The following is a 17,257-nucleotide window of genomic DNA, read 5'->3' on the forward strand; positions in this document are numbered from 1 at the left end:
CACTTTTTAACTTGTTTACCCTACATATTGGATTTAGAAGTGATCTTGTCTTCCATTTTGAGCAAACGTTTGTACAATAGTTCACGTGGAGCACATTTCCTGACAATCTACGCCATTTAAAGGGTGAAAAGCGCGAATTTTTGGACCACGCAGAGGGAAAGGGGACAATTTTACATGAGAAAATGGCAAGGGGCAGTATTGTCTATCGGAATGGCGTTTACATTGGCTGCATGCTCTACCGGAGGAGGAGGGGAAGCTTCTTCTCCGGCAGCCCCGAGTGATAATCCGGAGGGAACGGTTCAATTGACCGCAGAGAACCTTCAGCCGGAAGACGGCGCGACACTGGTGATCTGGGAGGATAAGAATCAGAGAAGTTTCATTGAGCAGCGAGTCAAAAAGTTTGAAGAAAAATATGGTGTTACCGTCAAAATGGAAGAACTGCCTCCGACCGATCAGGTCACTAAACTGACCACCGATGGTCCAGCCGGACTTGCCGCAGATGTGGTCGTATTCCCGCATGACAAGATTGGTAGTGCCTCGGAAGCGGGACTTATTCTGCCCAACGATATTTTTGAAGCTGAGACTGCAGCCAATACCAGCGAGAATGCACTGAAAGCCGTGACGTTCAAAGATGTTCTATATGGATATCCGTACAGCGTGGAGACTTATGCTCTTTTTTATAACAAAGCATTAGTTCCAGAGGCTCCAAAAAGCTTTGACGAAATTATCGATTTTGCCAAAACGTTCAACAACACCAAATCTAATCAGTATGCACTGATGTGGGAGCTTCAGCAGTTCTATTACAACTACGCTTTCCTGGCTTCTCAGGGTGGTTATATCTTTGGGGACAACGGCATGGATAGCAGCGATCTCGGTTTGAATAACGAAGGAGCCCAGAAGGGCGGGGAATTCCTCCAAAAGCTGAAGGCTGAAGTGCTGCCGCTCAAGATGGGCGATGTAAACTACGATATCAAAAAAGGGCTGTTCTCCAGCGGCAAGCTGGCCATGGATATTAACGGACCTTGGACGATTGCTGACTATCGCACCGCCGGAATCGATTTTGGAGTCGCACCGCTTCCAGCCATTGATGGCAAGCCCATGACCTCCTTCTCGGGTGTTAAAGCCTATTACGTCAATGCATTCACTCAATACCCAAATGCCTCCAAGCTGCTGGCCGCATTCCTCTCGAACGAAGAAGCCCAGATGGAGAACTTTGATATGAACGGTACTCTTCCAGCGAACAAAAATGTGGCAGCCGATGCGAAAGTACAGGAAGACTCGATTAATAAAGCGTTCCTTGAGCAATTCAACAACTCAACACCGATGCCTTCGCTTCCTGCCATGGACAGTGTATGGGGGCCCATAACATCAGCCATCACCGATATCTGGGACAGCGGCAAGGACGTGAAGGCTTCTCTCGACAATGCTGTGAAGCAGATTAAGGAGAGCCTGGCAACCGTTCAATAACGAGGGAATAACACTTCATGCAAAACATCAATTTTTAACCAACCTGTGAAAGATTTCAGCAGGATATCCGATGGCAGGAGAGGAGAGAGTATATGCAACAACAGCATGTCCCGGTGTCTGCCCATTCCAACAGGGAGAAGCAGCACCGGATGACAGCGACCATATGCTCCATCATACTGCAGGGTCTGGGACAGTTATACAATCGGCAGTGGATTAAAGGTATAGTTCTATTGCTGCTGGAGGGAGCAGGGCTTGCGTACCTGCTTCCGCGGCTGTCCCATGCGGTATGGGGGATATGGACACTGGGTGAAAATACACAGCGTTTTGTCAAAGTGAATGGTTCGACAGTGCTTCAAAAGGGAGATCATTCCATCTTTTTGCTGCTTGACGGAATTATCGTGTTGCTCGTCTTTTTTTTGTTTGTACTTGTTTATATGCTGAACATTCGGGACGCCTATATGACTGGACTTGCAAGAGAGCAGGGTAAACCAACGCTTGGAGCCGCGGCGACGATGCGCAATCTGATGGATCGAAACTTTCCGTATCTGTTTTTATCGATCCCGGCCCTGGGTGTGCTGTTCTTTACCATCATGCCCATTCTGTTCACGGTGACGATTGCATTTACCAACTATTCGGCACCAGACCACATTCCTCCGGCGAAGCTGGTCGATTGGGTCGGATTCAAAACGTTCACCGATCTCATTCAGCTCAAATCCTGGAGCCAGACGTTCTACGGCGTACTGACCTGGACGGTCATCTGGGCCGTTTTGGCTACGGTCACTACCTATTTCGGCGGTGTGTTGGTAGCTTTGCTGATTGAGCAGCAGGGGATCCGTTTCAAAAAGCTGTGGCGTACTATTTTCATTTTGCCGTATGCCATTCCACAAATTATCTCTTTGCTGCTAATGCGCAACCTCTTCAACGGTCAGTTTGGACCAATCAATACGTATATGAGAGCGTTCGGTCTGGAAGGATTACCATGGCTGACTGATCCGTTCTGGGCTAAGGTAACCGTCATTGTGGTCAATATGTGGATCGGTATCCCGGTCAGCATGGTGCTGATTTTAGGTGTGCTTACGGCTATTCCGCGTGATCTGTACGAAGCAGCCGAAGTGGACGGCGCCTCTGCATTCCAGAAATTCCGAATTATTACGATGCCGTTCATTTTGTTTGCAACAACACCGGTGCTGATCATGCAGTTTGCCGGAAACTTCAACAACTTCAACGTCATCTTCCTGTTAACAAACGGGAACCCGCTTCGCGGCGACTACCAGTACGCGGGGGCTACGGATTTGCTGGTCACCTGGCTCTACAAGCTCACACTCGACAATAACAAATTCAACATGGCTTCCGCGGTAGGCATCATCATCTTCCTGATTATCGCTTCCTTCTCCATCTGGAACTTCCGCCGCTCCAAATCATTCAAGGAGGAGGACATGATTCAATGAAAAAACGCAACAATCCGATTCGTTTGACGCTCAGCTACGTGCTTTTAGTGATCATTGCTGTTGTATCCATCTATCCGGTGCTGTGGATCTTTCTGTCGTCCCTGCGTCCAGGGGCGGCATTGTTCAGTGAACGTTTATGGCCGGAAAGCTTCACGCTGTCCCATTACGGAGAGCTGTTCAACAATCCGTCCTTTATGTACGGCAGATGGTATATGAATACGCTCAAGATCGCCTTCTTTACGATGATTTTCTCTACATTAATGGTGACGCTGGGCATGTACGCGTTATCCCGGTTCCGTTTTCGGGGGCGCAAAACGATTCTGTCCACGATGCTCATTCTGGGCATGTTTCCAAGCTTTATGAGCATGATTGCCATCTATATTATTTTGCTGCAAATCAAATTGCTGGACACACATGCTGCGCTTATTCTGGTCTATTCCTCAGGCGCGGTGCTGGGTGGATTCATCGTCAAAGGTTTCTTTGACACCATTCCGCGCAGCCTGGATGAAGCAGCCCGTATCGATGGTGCAAGCCATCTGCGTGTGTTCACCAGCATTATCCTGCCGTTATCCAAGCCGATGCTGACGTACGTTGCATTAACGAGCTTCACCGGGGCGTGGATGGATTTTATTTTTGCCCGGCTCGTGCTGCGCACCAAGGAGAACTGGACCCTTGCGGTGGGCATGTGGGATCTGGTTAACCGATATCAGGACAGCAACTTCACGATGTTTGCTGCGGGAGCTGTGCTGATTGCTATTCCGATTACGCTGCTGTTTGTGTTCCTGCAGCGTTTCCTCGTGCAGGGGCTAACCACGGGGGCGTCCAAAGGTTAACATCACTCTATGTCTCCAAAGATTAACATCACTCCATGGCCTCCAAAGGTTAAGGTCAATCTGTGCCGTCAACAGCACAGCATAGTCAACCGCATTATGGCCGAGATGAGCCACACTTGCGGCATTTCAACCAGGCACTTCCGCAGCGTCAAGTCTTTATCGGCTGGCTATGCTCCGGAAGTGTCTGCTTTTACATACAGAGACAGGGCTATAATCAAGATAAAGGAGGAGCGTGATGTATGGGCATGAACCCTTCCAGTGAGCCTGAGGCTGCAGCCTATCCAGGGGGACGAGCTATGTTGCAAAGCAGTGAGGCTCCCCAAACCTTGCATGGCAACAAGACGTTTCGCAGAATTCTGTACGGGTATGGCATATCCGTTTTTGGTGACTGCTTTAACGGCATTGCGATCAGTCTGTGGGTGCTTCAGACAACCGGAAGTGCAAAGAATATGGCTGCTGTACAGATCTGTAATATGGCAGTCAGCTTTTTATTTGGGTCCGTGGCGGGTACGGTAGCCGATCGAATGGATCGAAGGAAGCTGATGCTTGCCTCGGATATGTTCCGTGGTGTGATCGCTTTGCTAATTGCGGTTAGCCTGTTCAGTTGGCATGCCCCTTTCCCTGTGTTGCTGTTATTGCTTTCTCTATCGATGTTCTCGAGTCTGTTTCAAGCACCTGCATTTCATGCTTCCGTTGCGAGCATGGTGGGCAAGGAGCGCATCCAGCAGGCCACAGGCACCATTCATCTGGTGGATAACCTGGCTCGTATTAGCGGTTTGGCTGCTGCTGGTGTTGTTGTAGCGGCCTTTGGAGGTTTTTTTGCCATCCTGATGACGTGTGTAACCTTCCTGTTGTCCGCTGTCTGTGTAATGCTGGCAGGACGTTTTCCACAGGTGATGCGTTCCAGTGGAGATCGGAAGTCTTTTACCCAGGAGTGGCGCAGTTCATTTGTATACATCTATCGCAGCCCGCTTATCCGTTCCATTGTTTTACTTCATCCGCTGCTGCTGCTCTTTTTCATGTCAGCCATGATGCTCATACAGGTGATGGCTGTTAACGTCTGGGAAGCAAATCCGGTTCAATTTGGTTTAATCGAAACATGTATTCCGCTGGGATATATGATCGGATCAGGGGTGTTGATTGCTGCGGGGAAAAGGCTGAAACACCGCGGGCGCTGGGTATTTATTGGCTTGCTGGTGTTAGGGCCTGTCTACATGCTTCTGGCTAATGTATCCTCGCCTCTTCTGGCGTTGCCTCTGATTATGGGTAGTGGTGCTATGTTTGCCTGTTGTACGATGCTGACGCAGATTATGCTGCGCACCGCCGTGCCTGATGAGATGCAGGGCAGCGTTTACGGTGTTGTCGGAACCATTACGAGTACAGCCCCGATCATGGGGCTGACAGTAGTCTCAATCTTTGCGGACCATTGGGGAGCTGTTGCCGTGTTGGAGGGTGTGGGTATGCTGCTGCTTGCCGCGGGGATCATAGCGATGACCACCTTGAAATCCATCCGAACATACACTTAGATATACCTGCCATATGAAGATGGGACAGTTCAACACGGATATGACGAAACAGCCGCTGTCACCGGGCTGCTAGCAGAACCCGAACCATACAGTAAGAATCCGGACCACACAGCAAAACCCGGAGCATACGCTCATTCGCGTACTCCGGGTTAGCTTGTGTATCCATATGGCGCAGCTCTTACTTTTACTGCCAGTTCACGGTAACGGTTGCTGTTCCGCTTGCCGGTGTGGTGAACGTGTGGTTAGAACCGCCCTCCCATGTAATCGTTGATCCGTTTTTCTTGAAGAATTTGAATTCCAGCTGTTTGCCTGCCGGCACGCTGACATCGTAGTACCAGGTTGGATATTGATGAATGACCTGATTGAATGCTGGTCCAATGGCAGTGGAACCGGTGCTCCAGTTGCCAAGCTCGGCTACGTTGCCTGTCAGATAAATGTTCTGTCCAAGCGTTGTGGAGGCATTGTTAACGACAAACCGAACCGTAACCTGATCGCCAGTCAGGATGGTGAAGTTGTTATAGGCATTGCTGTTTACTCCGCTCGCAGCAACTTTGACTGCATAGTTGCCTGCGGCAATGGAAGGGATGGTTACTTTAATCTGTGTATCTTCCCAGGACAGAATCGCTGCTCCGTTAACCGCTGTGGTGCCGAAGTACACCGTGCCTTTCGTCGAGCCGAATCCACGGCCATCAATTGTCACAACATTACCTGGTTTTCCCATAACCGGACCAACATGACCAATGGTTGGTGTCGTTTCAGCAGTTGTGTACTCCCATACTGCCGTTGCGCCAGCAGCAAGGGTGAAGTTGTTAATGCTGCCGTTCGTGGACGTGATGTTGTTTCCGTTCAGCACACCACCAAGTACATCCGTGTATGAGCCTGTAGGCAGGGATGTACTCAGCCCTGTAATATTCACTGGTGTGGACAGGTTGCGGTTCACGGCAACAACGGCTACGCTATTGCCGAATTTGCGCTCATAAACGTATACATCATTGTTAATCCAGCGCTGTTGCGTGGAGCCGTAGGCAATGGCTGGGTTGGATTTGCGCAGAGGCGCGAGTTTGCTGATGACGTTAAATGCTGTAGTGGATTTGGAGAACGAAGGCATCTTGGCCCGGTTGTCCGGATCACCATTTCCCGTCAGATACTGTTCGGTACCGTAGTAGATGGCAGGCACACCACGTGAAGTCAATGTAAAGGCCAAAGCCTGTTCCAGGCGGCGATTGTTGACCGCACTTGTTTTGAAACGATCCATATCATGGTTGTCAATGAACGTCACCTGATCGTTCACTTGATTGTAGTCCGTAGCTGTACTGTTAATCATGGAATCCAGAGCGTACATGTTGGACGTGTTATCACGGAAAACGTTACGCACCGCAGAGTTAAAACGGAAGTCGAGCAGGCTCATGCCAGACTTGTTAGCAAAGTCTGTGTTATCTGCATCGGATGCAGCTGATCCCAAGAACCACTCTCCAAAGGTGAACACCGGTTTGTGTGCGTAGATGGAGGACATCCAGCTCTTTTGCCAGCCGAGAGGCATATGTTTTACCGCATCCACCCGAATACCGTCAACGCCCATATCAAGCCACAGTTTGATCGCATCTTTGAAGTATTTGTCGATGGTCGCATTATTGTGGTTGAAGTCGGCCAGATCATACAGGTTTTTGTAGATGCCGTTCTCCAGGGAAGAGAAGTCAGAGCCGCCGTTGTGATGGAAATAGCCATTGGTATCGTTGGTGTATCCACCTACCAGTGTACCGTTATCATACAGCTTGCCGTTCTCGGCAAAAGAGGTATCGGTTTCCATCGCCGGAGAGGTGTGATTCGGTGCAAAGTCAATGACAATCTTGATGCCTTTGGCATGGGCAGTTGTAATCAGGTTTTGGAAATCGGCCATCGTGCCGAAATATGGATTCGTTTTTTTGAAATCCCGTGCCCAGTAGCCATGATAGGCTGTGTTTGTTACCCCGCTATAGTTGATTGTTGCAAAAATATTTTCGACAGGCTGGGAAATCCACAGTGCCGTGACACCCAGATCACTGAAATAGTTATCATTGATTTTGTTAATTAACCCTTGCCAGTCTCCGCCGCAGTACAGCTTCAGATTGCTGCATGTTGCATCATAGGCCGCTCCAGTAGGGTTGTTAGAGGGGGTGCCGTCCAAAAAGCGATCCGTAAACACTTGATAGATCACATCTGTACTGAAACTTTGCTTGTTGGTTACAGCGGTGTCCGGATCGGCGTATACAGCAGAAGCTGGCAAAAACGGCAGGGCGCTGCCGGCAAGCAAACCGAGGGTCAGTGTGGTGCTGAGGATTGCGCGTTTGGCCATTTGAAACATGGTAATCCACCCTTCGTGAATATCGTATTTTTTTGAAAAATAAGGATGAGAATTTTAATTGTAGCGCTTACAAAAATGTATCTCGTGCTAGTTGCTTGGCAGCATCCCTCCTTTAGGAAGCACACGTCAAAAGCCCCGGCATCTCCTTGGGGAGTTACCGGGGTTGTCCTAAACCGCTGGGGTTTAATGAGCATGGCCCTCGAGTTATCTTCACATCGATATCGTAAGAAAATTTGGGTTTTATGTCAATAACTTTTTTCTGAGCATTTTTTTTCTATTTTTATATTTACAAAAGTGTCCCGGTCGATTTAAACTATTCGCAGATTCATCCAAATTAAGGGCTATGCATTCCGGATTCAGCCTGCTTGTCCAGCTGACATATCCGGAACAACCCCGTCTCTTCTGAGGCGGGGTTGTTTGTTGTCACCCTGCAAGTCACAGCAGGATACGGAATAGAGAGGCGGTTGAAGGCAGTGAAGAAGCAATCGGTTATTGAGTGTCTGGAAAATATTCAGGCCTCCCAGCTTGGCAACAAGCGTAACATCCACGTATATCTCCCGCCAGATTACGAGGAAGAGACGGAGCGGCATTACCCTGTTTTATATGTCCATGCCGGACAACGGGCCTTCGGGCCATCGGGCCCTGCGAACGAAACCTGGCAGTTGGATCAAGCAGTGGATGAACTCATCTCTTCTGGTCGCATGGAGCCCCTCATTATCGTTGCCATTGCACACGTTCGTCCGATTACCCACAACGAGTTCTACCACTACGTTGATTCCGAGCAGGGAATGCCCGGTATGGAAGGCTCTGGAATGGAATACGAGCATTTCATCATTCATGAGCTTAAACCGATGATGGATCAGCGTTATCGGACATTGAGGGACAGAGATAACACGGCCTTACTTGGGTCCTCGGCTGCGGCATTATGCACCTTGCATATCGGAATGCGTCACCCCGATGTGTTTGGCAAACTGATCATGATGTCTCCGTATTTTGTGGATGTACAGCTGGATGAACAAGCAGAAAATGGACTGCGGGAAAAAGCCATGTACCGTTTGCCAGATGAAGTCCCAGACGTAAACATGTGGGTGGATATCGGGGATGCGGAGGGTTTGTTTCTGCCTGAGCAGGTGAGACGGGTCGTACAGGAGATGCTGGACCGGGGAGCGGATATGACAAAGCTGGCTTACTTCGAACAGCCGAATGCCTGCCATCAGGAAGCGGATTGGGGGGCACGTGTGCATTTGCCCCTTTTATACATGTTCGGACGAGCAGGACGACCTGTTGCACTGGAGCTGTACGGCAGAGACGTCATCGGACTGCAAGGCGGGATGCAGGTAAGGGTGCAGGCCCGGCTCCAGTATGATCATGGTTTGAATCTGACATTGCCAAGCGGAGAGTATGTTTCAAGTCACCCCGAAATTCTTGAGGTCCATGAAGATGGTGCATTGATTCCCCATATGACAGGGAATGCAACGATCACCCTGCAAGTCGGCGAACTGACGGCAGCACAGAATTACAGGGTTATTCCAGAACTTACTCCATGTGTACAAGTCTGTATGCAAGCCGAGCTGGCACCAGCATTATCGGGGCAACCGGAACTGGACGAATCAATCTACGGCGGAATGGGCATGAAGCTTATGCATACAGGCAAGGGCCACTATGAGGGCTGTTATCTCATTCCGCGGGACAGTGGCTTCTCCTTCCGTTTTACGCGTGGTTTCCGGCATTTCGAGACCGATCAGGATGGCAATCCTATAACCAATCGCGTATTTCGTGCGACCGACAACCTATATCTCCACTATCATATCCAGGCTTGGGGCAGTGTGCATGCCAAAGCAGGAACAGGAGGCTCCCTCAAATGATAATCCATTCATTCGCTCCAACACTGGACATCCCCTATTATTATCCATGTAATTTCCCTCTGATTCATGAAGTTCTGGAGCGGCAGGGCTCCATGTCAAGTCTTCCCCTTCTGGCTGCCAGCCGATTATACACCTTGCCCTCATGCGGAGATAGCGGTTTGGTAAAAGCTTATTTTCACAAGCTGGATTATGAGGAACCCATCTGGAAGCTGAATAATCAACAGGAGCTGCGCAGCTTTGAGGAAGGGATAATACAGATTCGGAGACAGCTTGAGACGGGCAGACTTTTTTTGGCGACAGGCACCAGCTATCATCTTCCATATTGCGATGATTATCACAACCCCGAGTATATTCACAAACACATCAAACAAGGCTCAAGGCTTCATCTGGTGGATCATTGGCTTGCGGTGTACGGCATGGACGAGCATTATATTCATGTCTACGACCCTGTTCCTTCCAAGTTTAAAGGCAAGGTGAAGTATTCGGCTTTTCATGATTTCTGGAGAGGGAATCAGGCGATTTCTGAACTTGCAGGTGTTAAACGAAAGGAAGCTTTGCAAACCTACGGAACGATGGACGTTCGGGCCACAGTCCCGCTGGATTCGCATGGTTATCGGGAGATGCTGGCTCAAGCACTGACTACACATGTGCATGAATTTTTGACGGGAAGAAGGATTACGGAGGGAGAACGGAATTTTTATTTTGGACATGCTGTATCTGCAAGTCTTGTGAATTCGCTAAAAGGAAGTACAGGAGGGGATGCAGAGAGCGAACCCCGTTTGGCCGGTTTGCTTTTTGATATGCGCTGGAGCCGATATTTTTTCCGGGATTTGCTCAAGGAGACAGCTCAATGGCTGGGTGCACCGCTCGATCAGTATGCCAGAGAATATGCAAATATCATTCTGCGATGGGAAAAGGCCAATAACCTGCTTCAGGTGGGACGGATGAAGCATTCAGAAGGTTGGCGAGCACAGTTGTCAGGTGTAGTGCAAGAACTGGTCGCCGATGAATGGCGATGGTATGAGTCGTTAAGGAGAGCACTGCCTCAAGCTTCCACATATGCGCGACAATCCCGGACAGTCATCGGGCCTGATTACAGGTCGGACCTGCTGCGCATCGTACTGGATAGCTGCCGTGAATTGAATGCGTATCACAACACCTTTATTCCGCTGGAAGAGGGCGGGAACGCTCCGCTCTACGGCCGTGATGGACAGCTGGATTCGCTGCAGCTGGTGTCTTTGCTGGCTGTGGTGGAGCAAGGCATTGAAGAGCAATGGGGAAAAGAGATAGGGAATGCTCTCGCCGAGATTGCAGCTGCAGCCTTGCCTGAAAGTCCATACCAGACGGTAGGTTCGCTGGTGGATTATCTGGCGCAGCAGTGGATGGGCGTCAGTGATCGGGAGGGCTCGAGGTGGTAATCGACTATTTGCTGGAGCGGTTTGCAGCCTTTGAATCTCGGCCTGCATTCATTTGGGAGGATCAGGAACACAGCTACGATTGGCTGGTTGATCAGATTCTTCTGATGGGGGACTGGATTGCAAGAGAAGGCGTGTCGGGGCAAGTGGTTACATTGGAAGAGGACTATTCTCCTTATGCAGCATCGGCAATGCTGGCATTGCTTGGAGCAGGGTGCATTGTGCTTCCGATCGATCGAAATTTGGTTGAAGCGAAACGGGACGAGTATGTCAAGCTGGCACATGTGGGTGTACGCTTGGGGATAGACGCCGGCAAGCTCGTTGCAAGACAGAGGTGCGAGTCTCATGAAGAAGGGATGTCATCCATTTTGACTGAATTGGCTCTGGAGCAGGTCGGTGGTCTGGTTCTGTTCTCTTCAGGTTCTACCGGGGTGAGCAAAGCGACGGTTCATCGGGCAGATCGGCTGTTACAATCCTTTCAACGGCAGGTGCGTCCCCTGCGGACTATACCCTTCATGATGTTTGACCATATCGGCGGGGTAAATACAATGCTGCAATCGCTATCCAGTGGCGGATGCCTGTGCATTGTGGCAAATCGTACTCCAGAGGAAGTATGCCGAACGATTGAGAAACATCGCGTACAGGCACTGCCCGTTTCCCCGACATTTATGAATCTGCTGCTTCTCGGAAAACAAGACGAAGCGTACGATCTGTCGAGCCTGGAAGTCGTCTCCTATGGTTCGGAAGTGATGCCCGAATCGGTTCTGACAGCCTGGACTCGGCGCTTTCCGGGGATCAGAACCATTCAGGCCTACGGGATGTCGGAAATAGGCATTTTGCCGACACGTTCCAAAGAGCCGGGATCTCTGTTATTTTCCATCCAGGATGATGAGGTGAAGTGCCGGGTTGTGGACGGTGAACTGCAGATTCATACCGAAACGGCGATGATCGGTTATCTGAATGCTGCATCTCCTTTTACAGTAGACGGCTGGCTGCGTACGGGAGACGAGGCTGTGGTGGAGGGCGGATATATCCGCATTCTGGGCCGTCGTTCCGAGATCATTAATGTAGGTGGCTGGAAGGTATATCCCGCTGAAGTCGAGAGTGTGCTTGAAGAGATGGATTGCATTGAGGCGGCGGTGGTCACAGGCGAGGTGAGCGGAATCACAGGACAACAGGTGAAAGCTACCATTCGACTTGCAAAGGCTTGTTCATTAGCAGAACTGCGCCGTGTCGTCTGGGCTTATTGCCGGGATAAGCTGCCTGCATATAAAATTCCGCAGAAAATCGTTGTCACCGAAGAGGAACTGGTTAGCACGCGTATGAAAAAGGTCAGAAAGTCAGTATCCTCCGTGAATGAGGGATAATCTCGTTTTACAGGGGAAAATTTGCATCAGCATCCTGACTAAATCGTCTCAGCCATTCTCGATTTAATCTGGACAAGCTGACAAAATGTATAAATTCAACAAAATCCATAAAATTATATGATGAACCAAAGAACGCATAATTAAAAGGAATATGCGTTTTTTCGGTTTTCTGCAGCGATAAGAGTTAAGAGAAGCAACTCAACAAATCCAGTAACCCCTAGTACCTTCAATAAACGGAATAACCTTATAACATAACTACAATAACACCAGCTAACTGGAACTAGAATAACACCAGCAATCTATGATTTATTCATCGAAATTTTGAATTTAACTCAATTCAGCGTATAAGTCAGAGTCCAGACACAACATCCATTTTCTAACGATCCCCAGAAGCCTTATTTGGGGCAAATGAAGGCTTCTCAAATTCTAACGATCCCCAGAAACGTTATTTGGATGATTTTGCTGGGGGGAACGCTATTATTGTGGTTTTTCGGGGAAATAAGGTTGCTCAGATTCGTTAGAATTCCAGCAATGCTAAATTCGGACGAATAAGGTCATCTGAAATCGTTAGAGTTTGGGAAGCGGGGGAGAGGGAGGTGCACGGCATGATTTAATTGTTTTTTAAAAGAAGGGCTGAACGTGAATCACGTTTAGCCCTTCGAGCAGCGCCCTTCGAGCAGCGCCCTTCGAGCAGCGCCCTTCGAGCAGCGCCCTTCGAGCAGCGCCCTTCGAGCAGCGCCCTTCGAGCAGCGCCCTTCGAGCAGCGTTGCAAACGGCGCAGGACGATTAGCTGCTGGAGTGCTGTGCTTGTTTGGAGAGAGAGAAGCGATGTAAATGGCAAGCATCAAGACCGCTTCTTGCTAATAATCAGGCTTCTGCTGGTTGCTTTGCTTCAAGCTGTAATAAAGAGAAGCCGTATGCTGCGAGATCCAGGGTCAACTTGTTCTGTCTGGCTTCAACCGGAGATGAGGTATGCAGATCACGCCAGACGTTACGATCTCCCCATGCCAGCTCCAATGTACATGGCTCGTCAATGGCATTGAGTACAAGCAGCACGCGTTCCCCCGTCTCCGAATCTACACGCTCCATAGCGAGACAAGGGTCGCCTGCTTTGGCATAGATGATCTTCAGCTCTGCGCTACGTAAGGCGGGATGCTGTTTGCGCAGCTCGATGGTACATGTGAAAAATTCGAGCAGTTCACGGTTCTGCTTGCTTGCATCCCACTCCATACATTTGCGGCAGCCCGGATCGTATCCACCGTCCAGTCCAACCTCATCCCCATAATATACGCAAGGTGCACCCGGGTATGAGAAAAGCAACATTACGGCTAATTTCATCTTCCGCACATTCCCATCACACAAAGTCAGCAGACGTGGTGTATCGTGACTGCCAAGCAGGTTAAAGGCTGCTTCCGTAACAGGTTGTGAATACGAGGCGAGCAGTTTGCCAATCTCGTTGGCGAATCCAAGTCCGTCCAGCTTTCCATATACAGTGTAATCCAGCACAGAGTTGGTAAAAGGGTAGTTCATGACCGCATCGAATTGATCTCCTTGCAGCCACATCAAGGAATCATGCCAGATTTCACCGAGCAGATAGGCGTCGGGTTTGATCGCTTTGACCGTCTGCCTGAATTCGCGCCAGAACTGGTGATCCACCTCATTGGCCACATCCAGCCGCCATCCATCGATATCCATCTCTTCGATCCAGAAGCGCGCAACCTCCAGCAGATAGGCTTTGACGTCGGGGTTCTCTGTGTTGAGCTTTGGCATAAGCGGCTCAAATGCAAAAGTGTCGTATGTCGGAATGCCATCCTCTACACGTGGCGGCCAATCCTTAATGTAAAACCAATCCGCATAAGGGGAAGCAGGGCCATTCTTCATGACATCGACAAAAGGAGGGAACTCCCTTCCCGAATGATTAAACACCGCATCAAGCACAACCCGTATACCACGAGCATGGCAGGCATTCACAAGCTTTCTCAGCTGCTCATTCGTACCGAACTGAGGATCGACCTTCAGGTAATCAGCAGTATTGTATTTGTGGTTGGTTGTAGCTTCAAACAGCGGGCAGAAATAGATCGCCGTAATCCCCAGTTGACTCAGGTGGTCGAGATGATCCATCACACCCTGCAGGTCTCCACCAAAGAAATTGACCGGTGTAGGCTCACCGCCCCATGCTTCTGCACCAGCTGGAGTCAAAGCAGGATCACCATTCGCAAAACGTTCGGGGAAAATCTGATAAAAAACAGCATCCTTAACCCATGCAGGTGGCTCAAAAATATCAACCGGATTCATGAATGGAAAATCAAACATTTCCAGTGGATGCTCTGGCAGTGTCTGCTCAAATCCTCGTTCTGTCATCCACACAGATTCTTCCCCTTGGATAAGCTGAAAGGCATAACGCAGTCTGCGATACGGCGGAGATGTCTCGGCCTCCCAGTAGTCAAACATCTCGTCACGGGCAAAAATCCGCATAGGAATGTGCGTTATGGTCCGGTCCCAGGCATATTTGTCACCTGTAATCGCAATAACGGCATCCAGATCCCCTCGTTTGGATCGTAAGCGAAGATGCATGGTGTTACGGTTGTACGCATAAGACCAGTTCAGTTTGGGACGGTGGTAGATCGCTTCCAACATCATGAAAATCACTCCTTGGCACATGGATATAAAAGCAAATCAGGCTACAAACGCCGCTAAAAATACTACTGGAAAACGCAAAAAAGGCACAGCCTCTAACGTTCACGAGGTTGTACCTTTCGGCAGCATAGCCTTTGGATTATATCGCTATTATACGAATTGTTTTTGCAAAAGAAAACACTTTTTTTCCTTATTTATCAATTAACTGTTATCCAGAAGACAGGATTAAAACTCATACCCCAGCTTTTCTGCGTATTTCTGAACTTCTTTAAGATACTGCTCAATGCTCTTCTTGCCTGCAGCAACCTTGTCATTGCCTTGCTTGAGGAACGTGCTGTTTACCTTTGTTTTGGAAACCGCCTTTTTGAACAATTGATAGGCCTCCAGCTGTGCGTAGCTGCCTCTGATCAATTTGTCATGAATTTTTTTCAGCTCTGCATTTTCCGGCTTGATCTGCTTCAGCATGGAAACATACTTCGTGTAATTTGGAATAGCTGTATTGTTTAATGTCAGAAAGATAGATTTACGATTCGAAGAGGTGATGTATGTACTTCCGCCTACGGCGTCCAACGCTTTCTTTTCATATACACCAGCTGCGTCCAGTGCGTCAATATAATCGAGAAGATCCTGCTCATCCGCTGTCAGTTCCTGTTCTTCCGGGCTGCCATTATCTACGTTGACTTCTTCATCCGAAGTTACTGTTGTGCTGTCTGCCGCTGAAGCATAATGCCCGGCTGGAACAAATACGCCGCCTAACAATGCGATACTCATCAGGATCGCTAGAACCCAATTCTTTTTCATGTTAACTGTCCCCTGTCTCTATAAATGTGATTTTATACCAAGGGATAATCTAACATATAAGCAGGTTGAAATACAGGAATTATTTAGAAAATAAAGCTTATCCAATCATTGTATAAATCTATTTTACTCTTACAAAAAAGAGATGTGATGCATAATCATAAGTTAATATGAATATCTCATCTTTCACAAACGAAACGAAAGCAAAGGGGGTATAGCAGCGATAATAAAAAAGATAAATTTTACATATATGGTTTTGTTAAAAGTATGGATTCATATTATATAGGTTGATTCAAAATGCCTTTAATAGAAGCATTCTATAAGATGGAATGACAAAATAACATCATGAATGTTTTACCAAATTAAAGCTTGTCTAAATGAAAGTTCTCCATTACAATACAAATGATAATGAGATTCAATATCATTTAGGAAGAAAAGGGGAGAGACATTCCATGCTTCAATTCAAGAAAAAATTATATATTTATGCAGCGCTTATTCTTATGATTTCGCTGCTGGCTGGTTGTGCTTCCGGAGGGTCGGGCAGCACCAATACAGCAAGCTCTGCAACAAGCAGCAGCACCGAAGGCAGCACAGATAAAGATACCTCTGCCAAGGCAGCAGATGAGACCCGGGTCATCAAACATGCGATGGGTGAAGCCACAATCAAAGGCACTCCGCAACGGATCGTAACGCTGTTCCAGGGGGCGAACGATGTGGTTGTTGCTCTCGGTGTGAAGCCGGTAGGTGTCGTTGAATCATGGGTTCAGCAGCCGGTGTATGAATATCTGCGTAAAGACCTCGACGGTGTACCTCAAGTCGGTCAGGAATCCCAGCCGAATCTGGAGGAGATCAACAAGCTGAAGCCGGACCTGATTATTGCAACGAAGATCAGAGATGAAGAGATATACGATCAGCTGTCTCAGATTGCACCTACCGTAGTGACTGAAACGTTGTTTGATTGGAAAGAAACGTTGAAGCTGGTTGGGGAGTCCCTGAATAAAACGCAAGAGGCTGACAAGTTGCTCGCAGACTGGGAAACACGTGTCGCTGACTTCAAAGAGAAGATGGGCGACCGCCTCCCGATCGAAGCAACGATTACCAACTTTAGAGCGGATCAGGTTCGCATTTTCTATATGGGCTACGCGGGGAAAATTTTGAAAGAGCTCGGCTTCACAAGACCTGCAGGGCATGATCAGGATACATGGGGCGTGCAGCTGGCTTCCAAAGAGAACATTCCGGATATGAATGCAGATATGATCTTTAACTTCAACTCGGGTACTGATGCCGCTGCGATTGAGAAGAACTATAAAGATTGGACGAGCAGTCCATTGTGGAAAAACCTCGATGCGGTGAAAAACAATCAGCTCTACCAGGTGGACGAGGTTGCCTGGAATATGGCGGGCGGATACACGTCAGCCAATATGATGCTGGATGATTTATACAAGATTTTCAACCTGAATAAGTAATAACAGCAGCAGGACCTGCCATGCACCAGAACATTCGCAAGCGAAGTGAATGGGCAGGCTGGTCCTTTTTCATTTTACAGATGAGAGAGTGAGT

Annotated in this window: 11 protein-coding genes; 8 read left to right on the top strand and 3 right to left on the bottom strand. The window is 48.7% G+C overall.

Annotation, left to right across the window (positions count from 1 at the left end; translation table 11 throughout):
* Window positions 1-174 precede the first annotated feature (174 nt).
* The 4 genes from IEW26_RS26495 (at window position 175) to IEW26_RS26510 (ending at window position 5,274) form a co-directional block, all read left to right on the top strand.
* Window positions 175-1,467: a sugar ABC transporter substrate-binding protein gene (locus IEW26_RS26495; protein WP_145405914.1), complete on the top strand. Its 1,293-nt coding sequence runs from the start codon at window positions 175-177 to the stop codon at window positions 1,465-1,467.
* Window positions 1,468-1,559: 92 nt separating this feature from the next.
* Window positions 1,560-2,915 carry a carbohydrate ABC transporter permease gene (locus tag IEW26_RS26500; protein WP_188594563.1) on the top strand — a complete coding sequence of 452 codons (1,356 nt, stop codon included), beginning with the start codon at window positions 1,560-1,562 and terminating at the stop codon, window positions 2,913-2,915.
* A complete protein-coding gene (locus tag IEW26_RS26505; RefSeq protein WP_090917490.1) occupies window positions 2,912-3,748 on the top strand; it encodes a sugar ABC transporter permease in 837 nt (278 codons plus the stop codon). Before IEW26_RS26500 ends, IEW26_RS26505 begins: the two co-directional genes overlap by 4 nt.
* Window positions 3,749-3,987: 239 nt before the next feature.
* The gene (locus IEW26_RS26510) at window positions 3,988-5,274 is read left to right on the top strand and encodes an MFS transporter (protein ID WP_188594564.1); all 1,287 of its coding nucleotides are present in this window, start codon (window positions 3,988-3,990) and stop codon (window positions 5,272-5,274) included.
* A 184-nt stretch (window positions 5,275-5,458) separates the two neighbouring features.
* Here the strand turns inward: IEW26_RS26510 and IEW26_RS26515 are convergent, their stop codons facing one another.
* Window positions 5,459-7,615, bottom strand: a complete 2,157-nt coding sequence (locus tag IEW26_RS26515) for an alpha-amylase family glycosyl hydrolase (protein WP_188594565.1) — start codon at window positions 7,613-7,615, stop codon at window positions 5,459-5,461.
* A 473-nt stretch (window positions 7,616-8,088) separates the two neighbouring features.
* On the opposite strand from IEW26_RS26515, the gene IEW26_RS26520 reads away from it, so the two are divergent.
* The 3 genes from IEW26_RS26520 to IEW26_RS26530 are packed head-to-tail and all read left to right on the top strand — an operon-like array spanning window position 8,089 to window position 12,262.
* Entirely contained in the window at window positions 8,089-9,480 is a 1,392-nt protein-coding gene (locus IEW26_RS26520; RefSeq protein WP_188594566.1) for an alpha/beta hydrolase, read from the top strand.
* A complete protein-coding gene (locus tag IEW26_RS26525; protein ID WP_188594567.1) occupies window positions 9,477-10,898 on the top strand; it encodes a cysteine peptidase family C39 domain-containing protein in 1,422 nt (473 codons plus the stop codon). Before IEW26_RS26520 ends, IEW26_RS26525 begins: the two co-directional genes overlap by 4 nt.
* Window positions 10,892-12,262, top strand: coding sequence for a class I adenylate-forming enzyme family protein (locus IEW26_RS26530; RefSeq protein ID WP_188594568.1), 1,371 nt, complete (start codon window positions 10,892-10,894; stop codon window positions 12,260-12,262). Before IEW26_RS26525 ends, IEW26_RS26530 begins: the two co-directional genes overlap by 7 nt.
* A gap of 867 nt (window positions 12,263-13,129) precedes the next feature.
* Here the strand turns inward: IEW26_RS26530 and IEW26_RS26535 are convergent.
* Together IEW26_RS26535 and IEW26_RS26540 are read right to left on the bottom strand one after the other, a co-directional pair.
* Window positions 13,130-14,902 (bottom strand): alpha-glycosidase, encoded by a 1,773-nt coding sequence (locus tag IEW26_RS26535; RefSeq protein WP_188594569.1) that lies wholly within the window; start codon window positions 14,900-14,902, stop codon window positions 13,130-13,132.
* A gap of 222 nt (window positions 14,903-15,124) precedes the next feature.
* Complete coding sequence (locus IEW26_RS26540; RefSeq protein ID WP_188594570.1) at window positions 15,125-15,700, bottom strand: hypothetical protein; 576 nt, start codon at window positions 15,698-15,700, stop codon at window positions 15,125-15,127.
* 449 nt (window positions 15,701-16,149) lie between these two features.
* Between IEW26_RS26540 and IEW26_RS26545 the strand changes: the two genes are divergently transcribed.
* Window positions 16,150-17,163, top strand: a complete 1,014-nt coding sequence (locus IEW26_RS26545) for an ABC transporter substrate-binding protein (protein ID WP_188594571.1) — start codon at window positions 16,150-16,152, stop codon at window positions 17,161-17,163.
* Window positions 17,164-17,257 lie beyond the last annotated feature (94 nt).

Origin of the sequence: Paenibacillus silvae (assembly GCF_014639235.1) — a bacterium.
In the GTDB taxonomy this organism is placed as follows: domain Bacteria; phylum Bacillota; class Bacilli; order Paenibacillales; family Paenibacillaceae; genus Paenibacillus; species Paenibacillus silvae.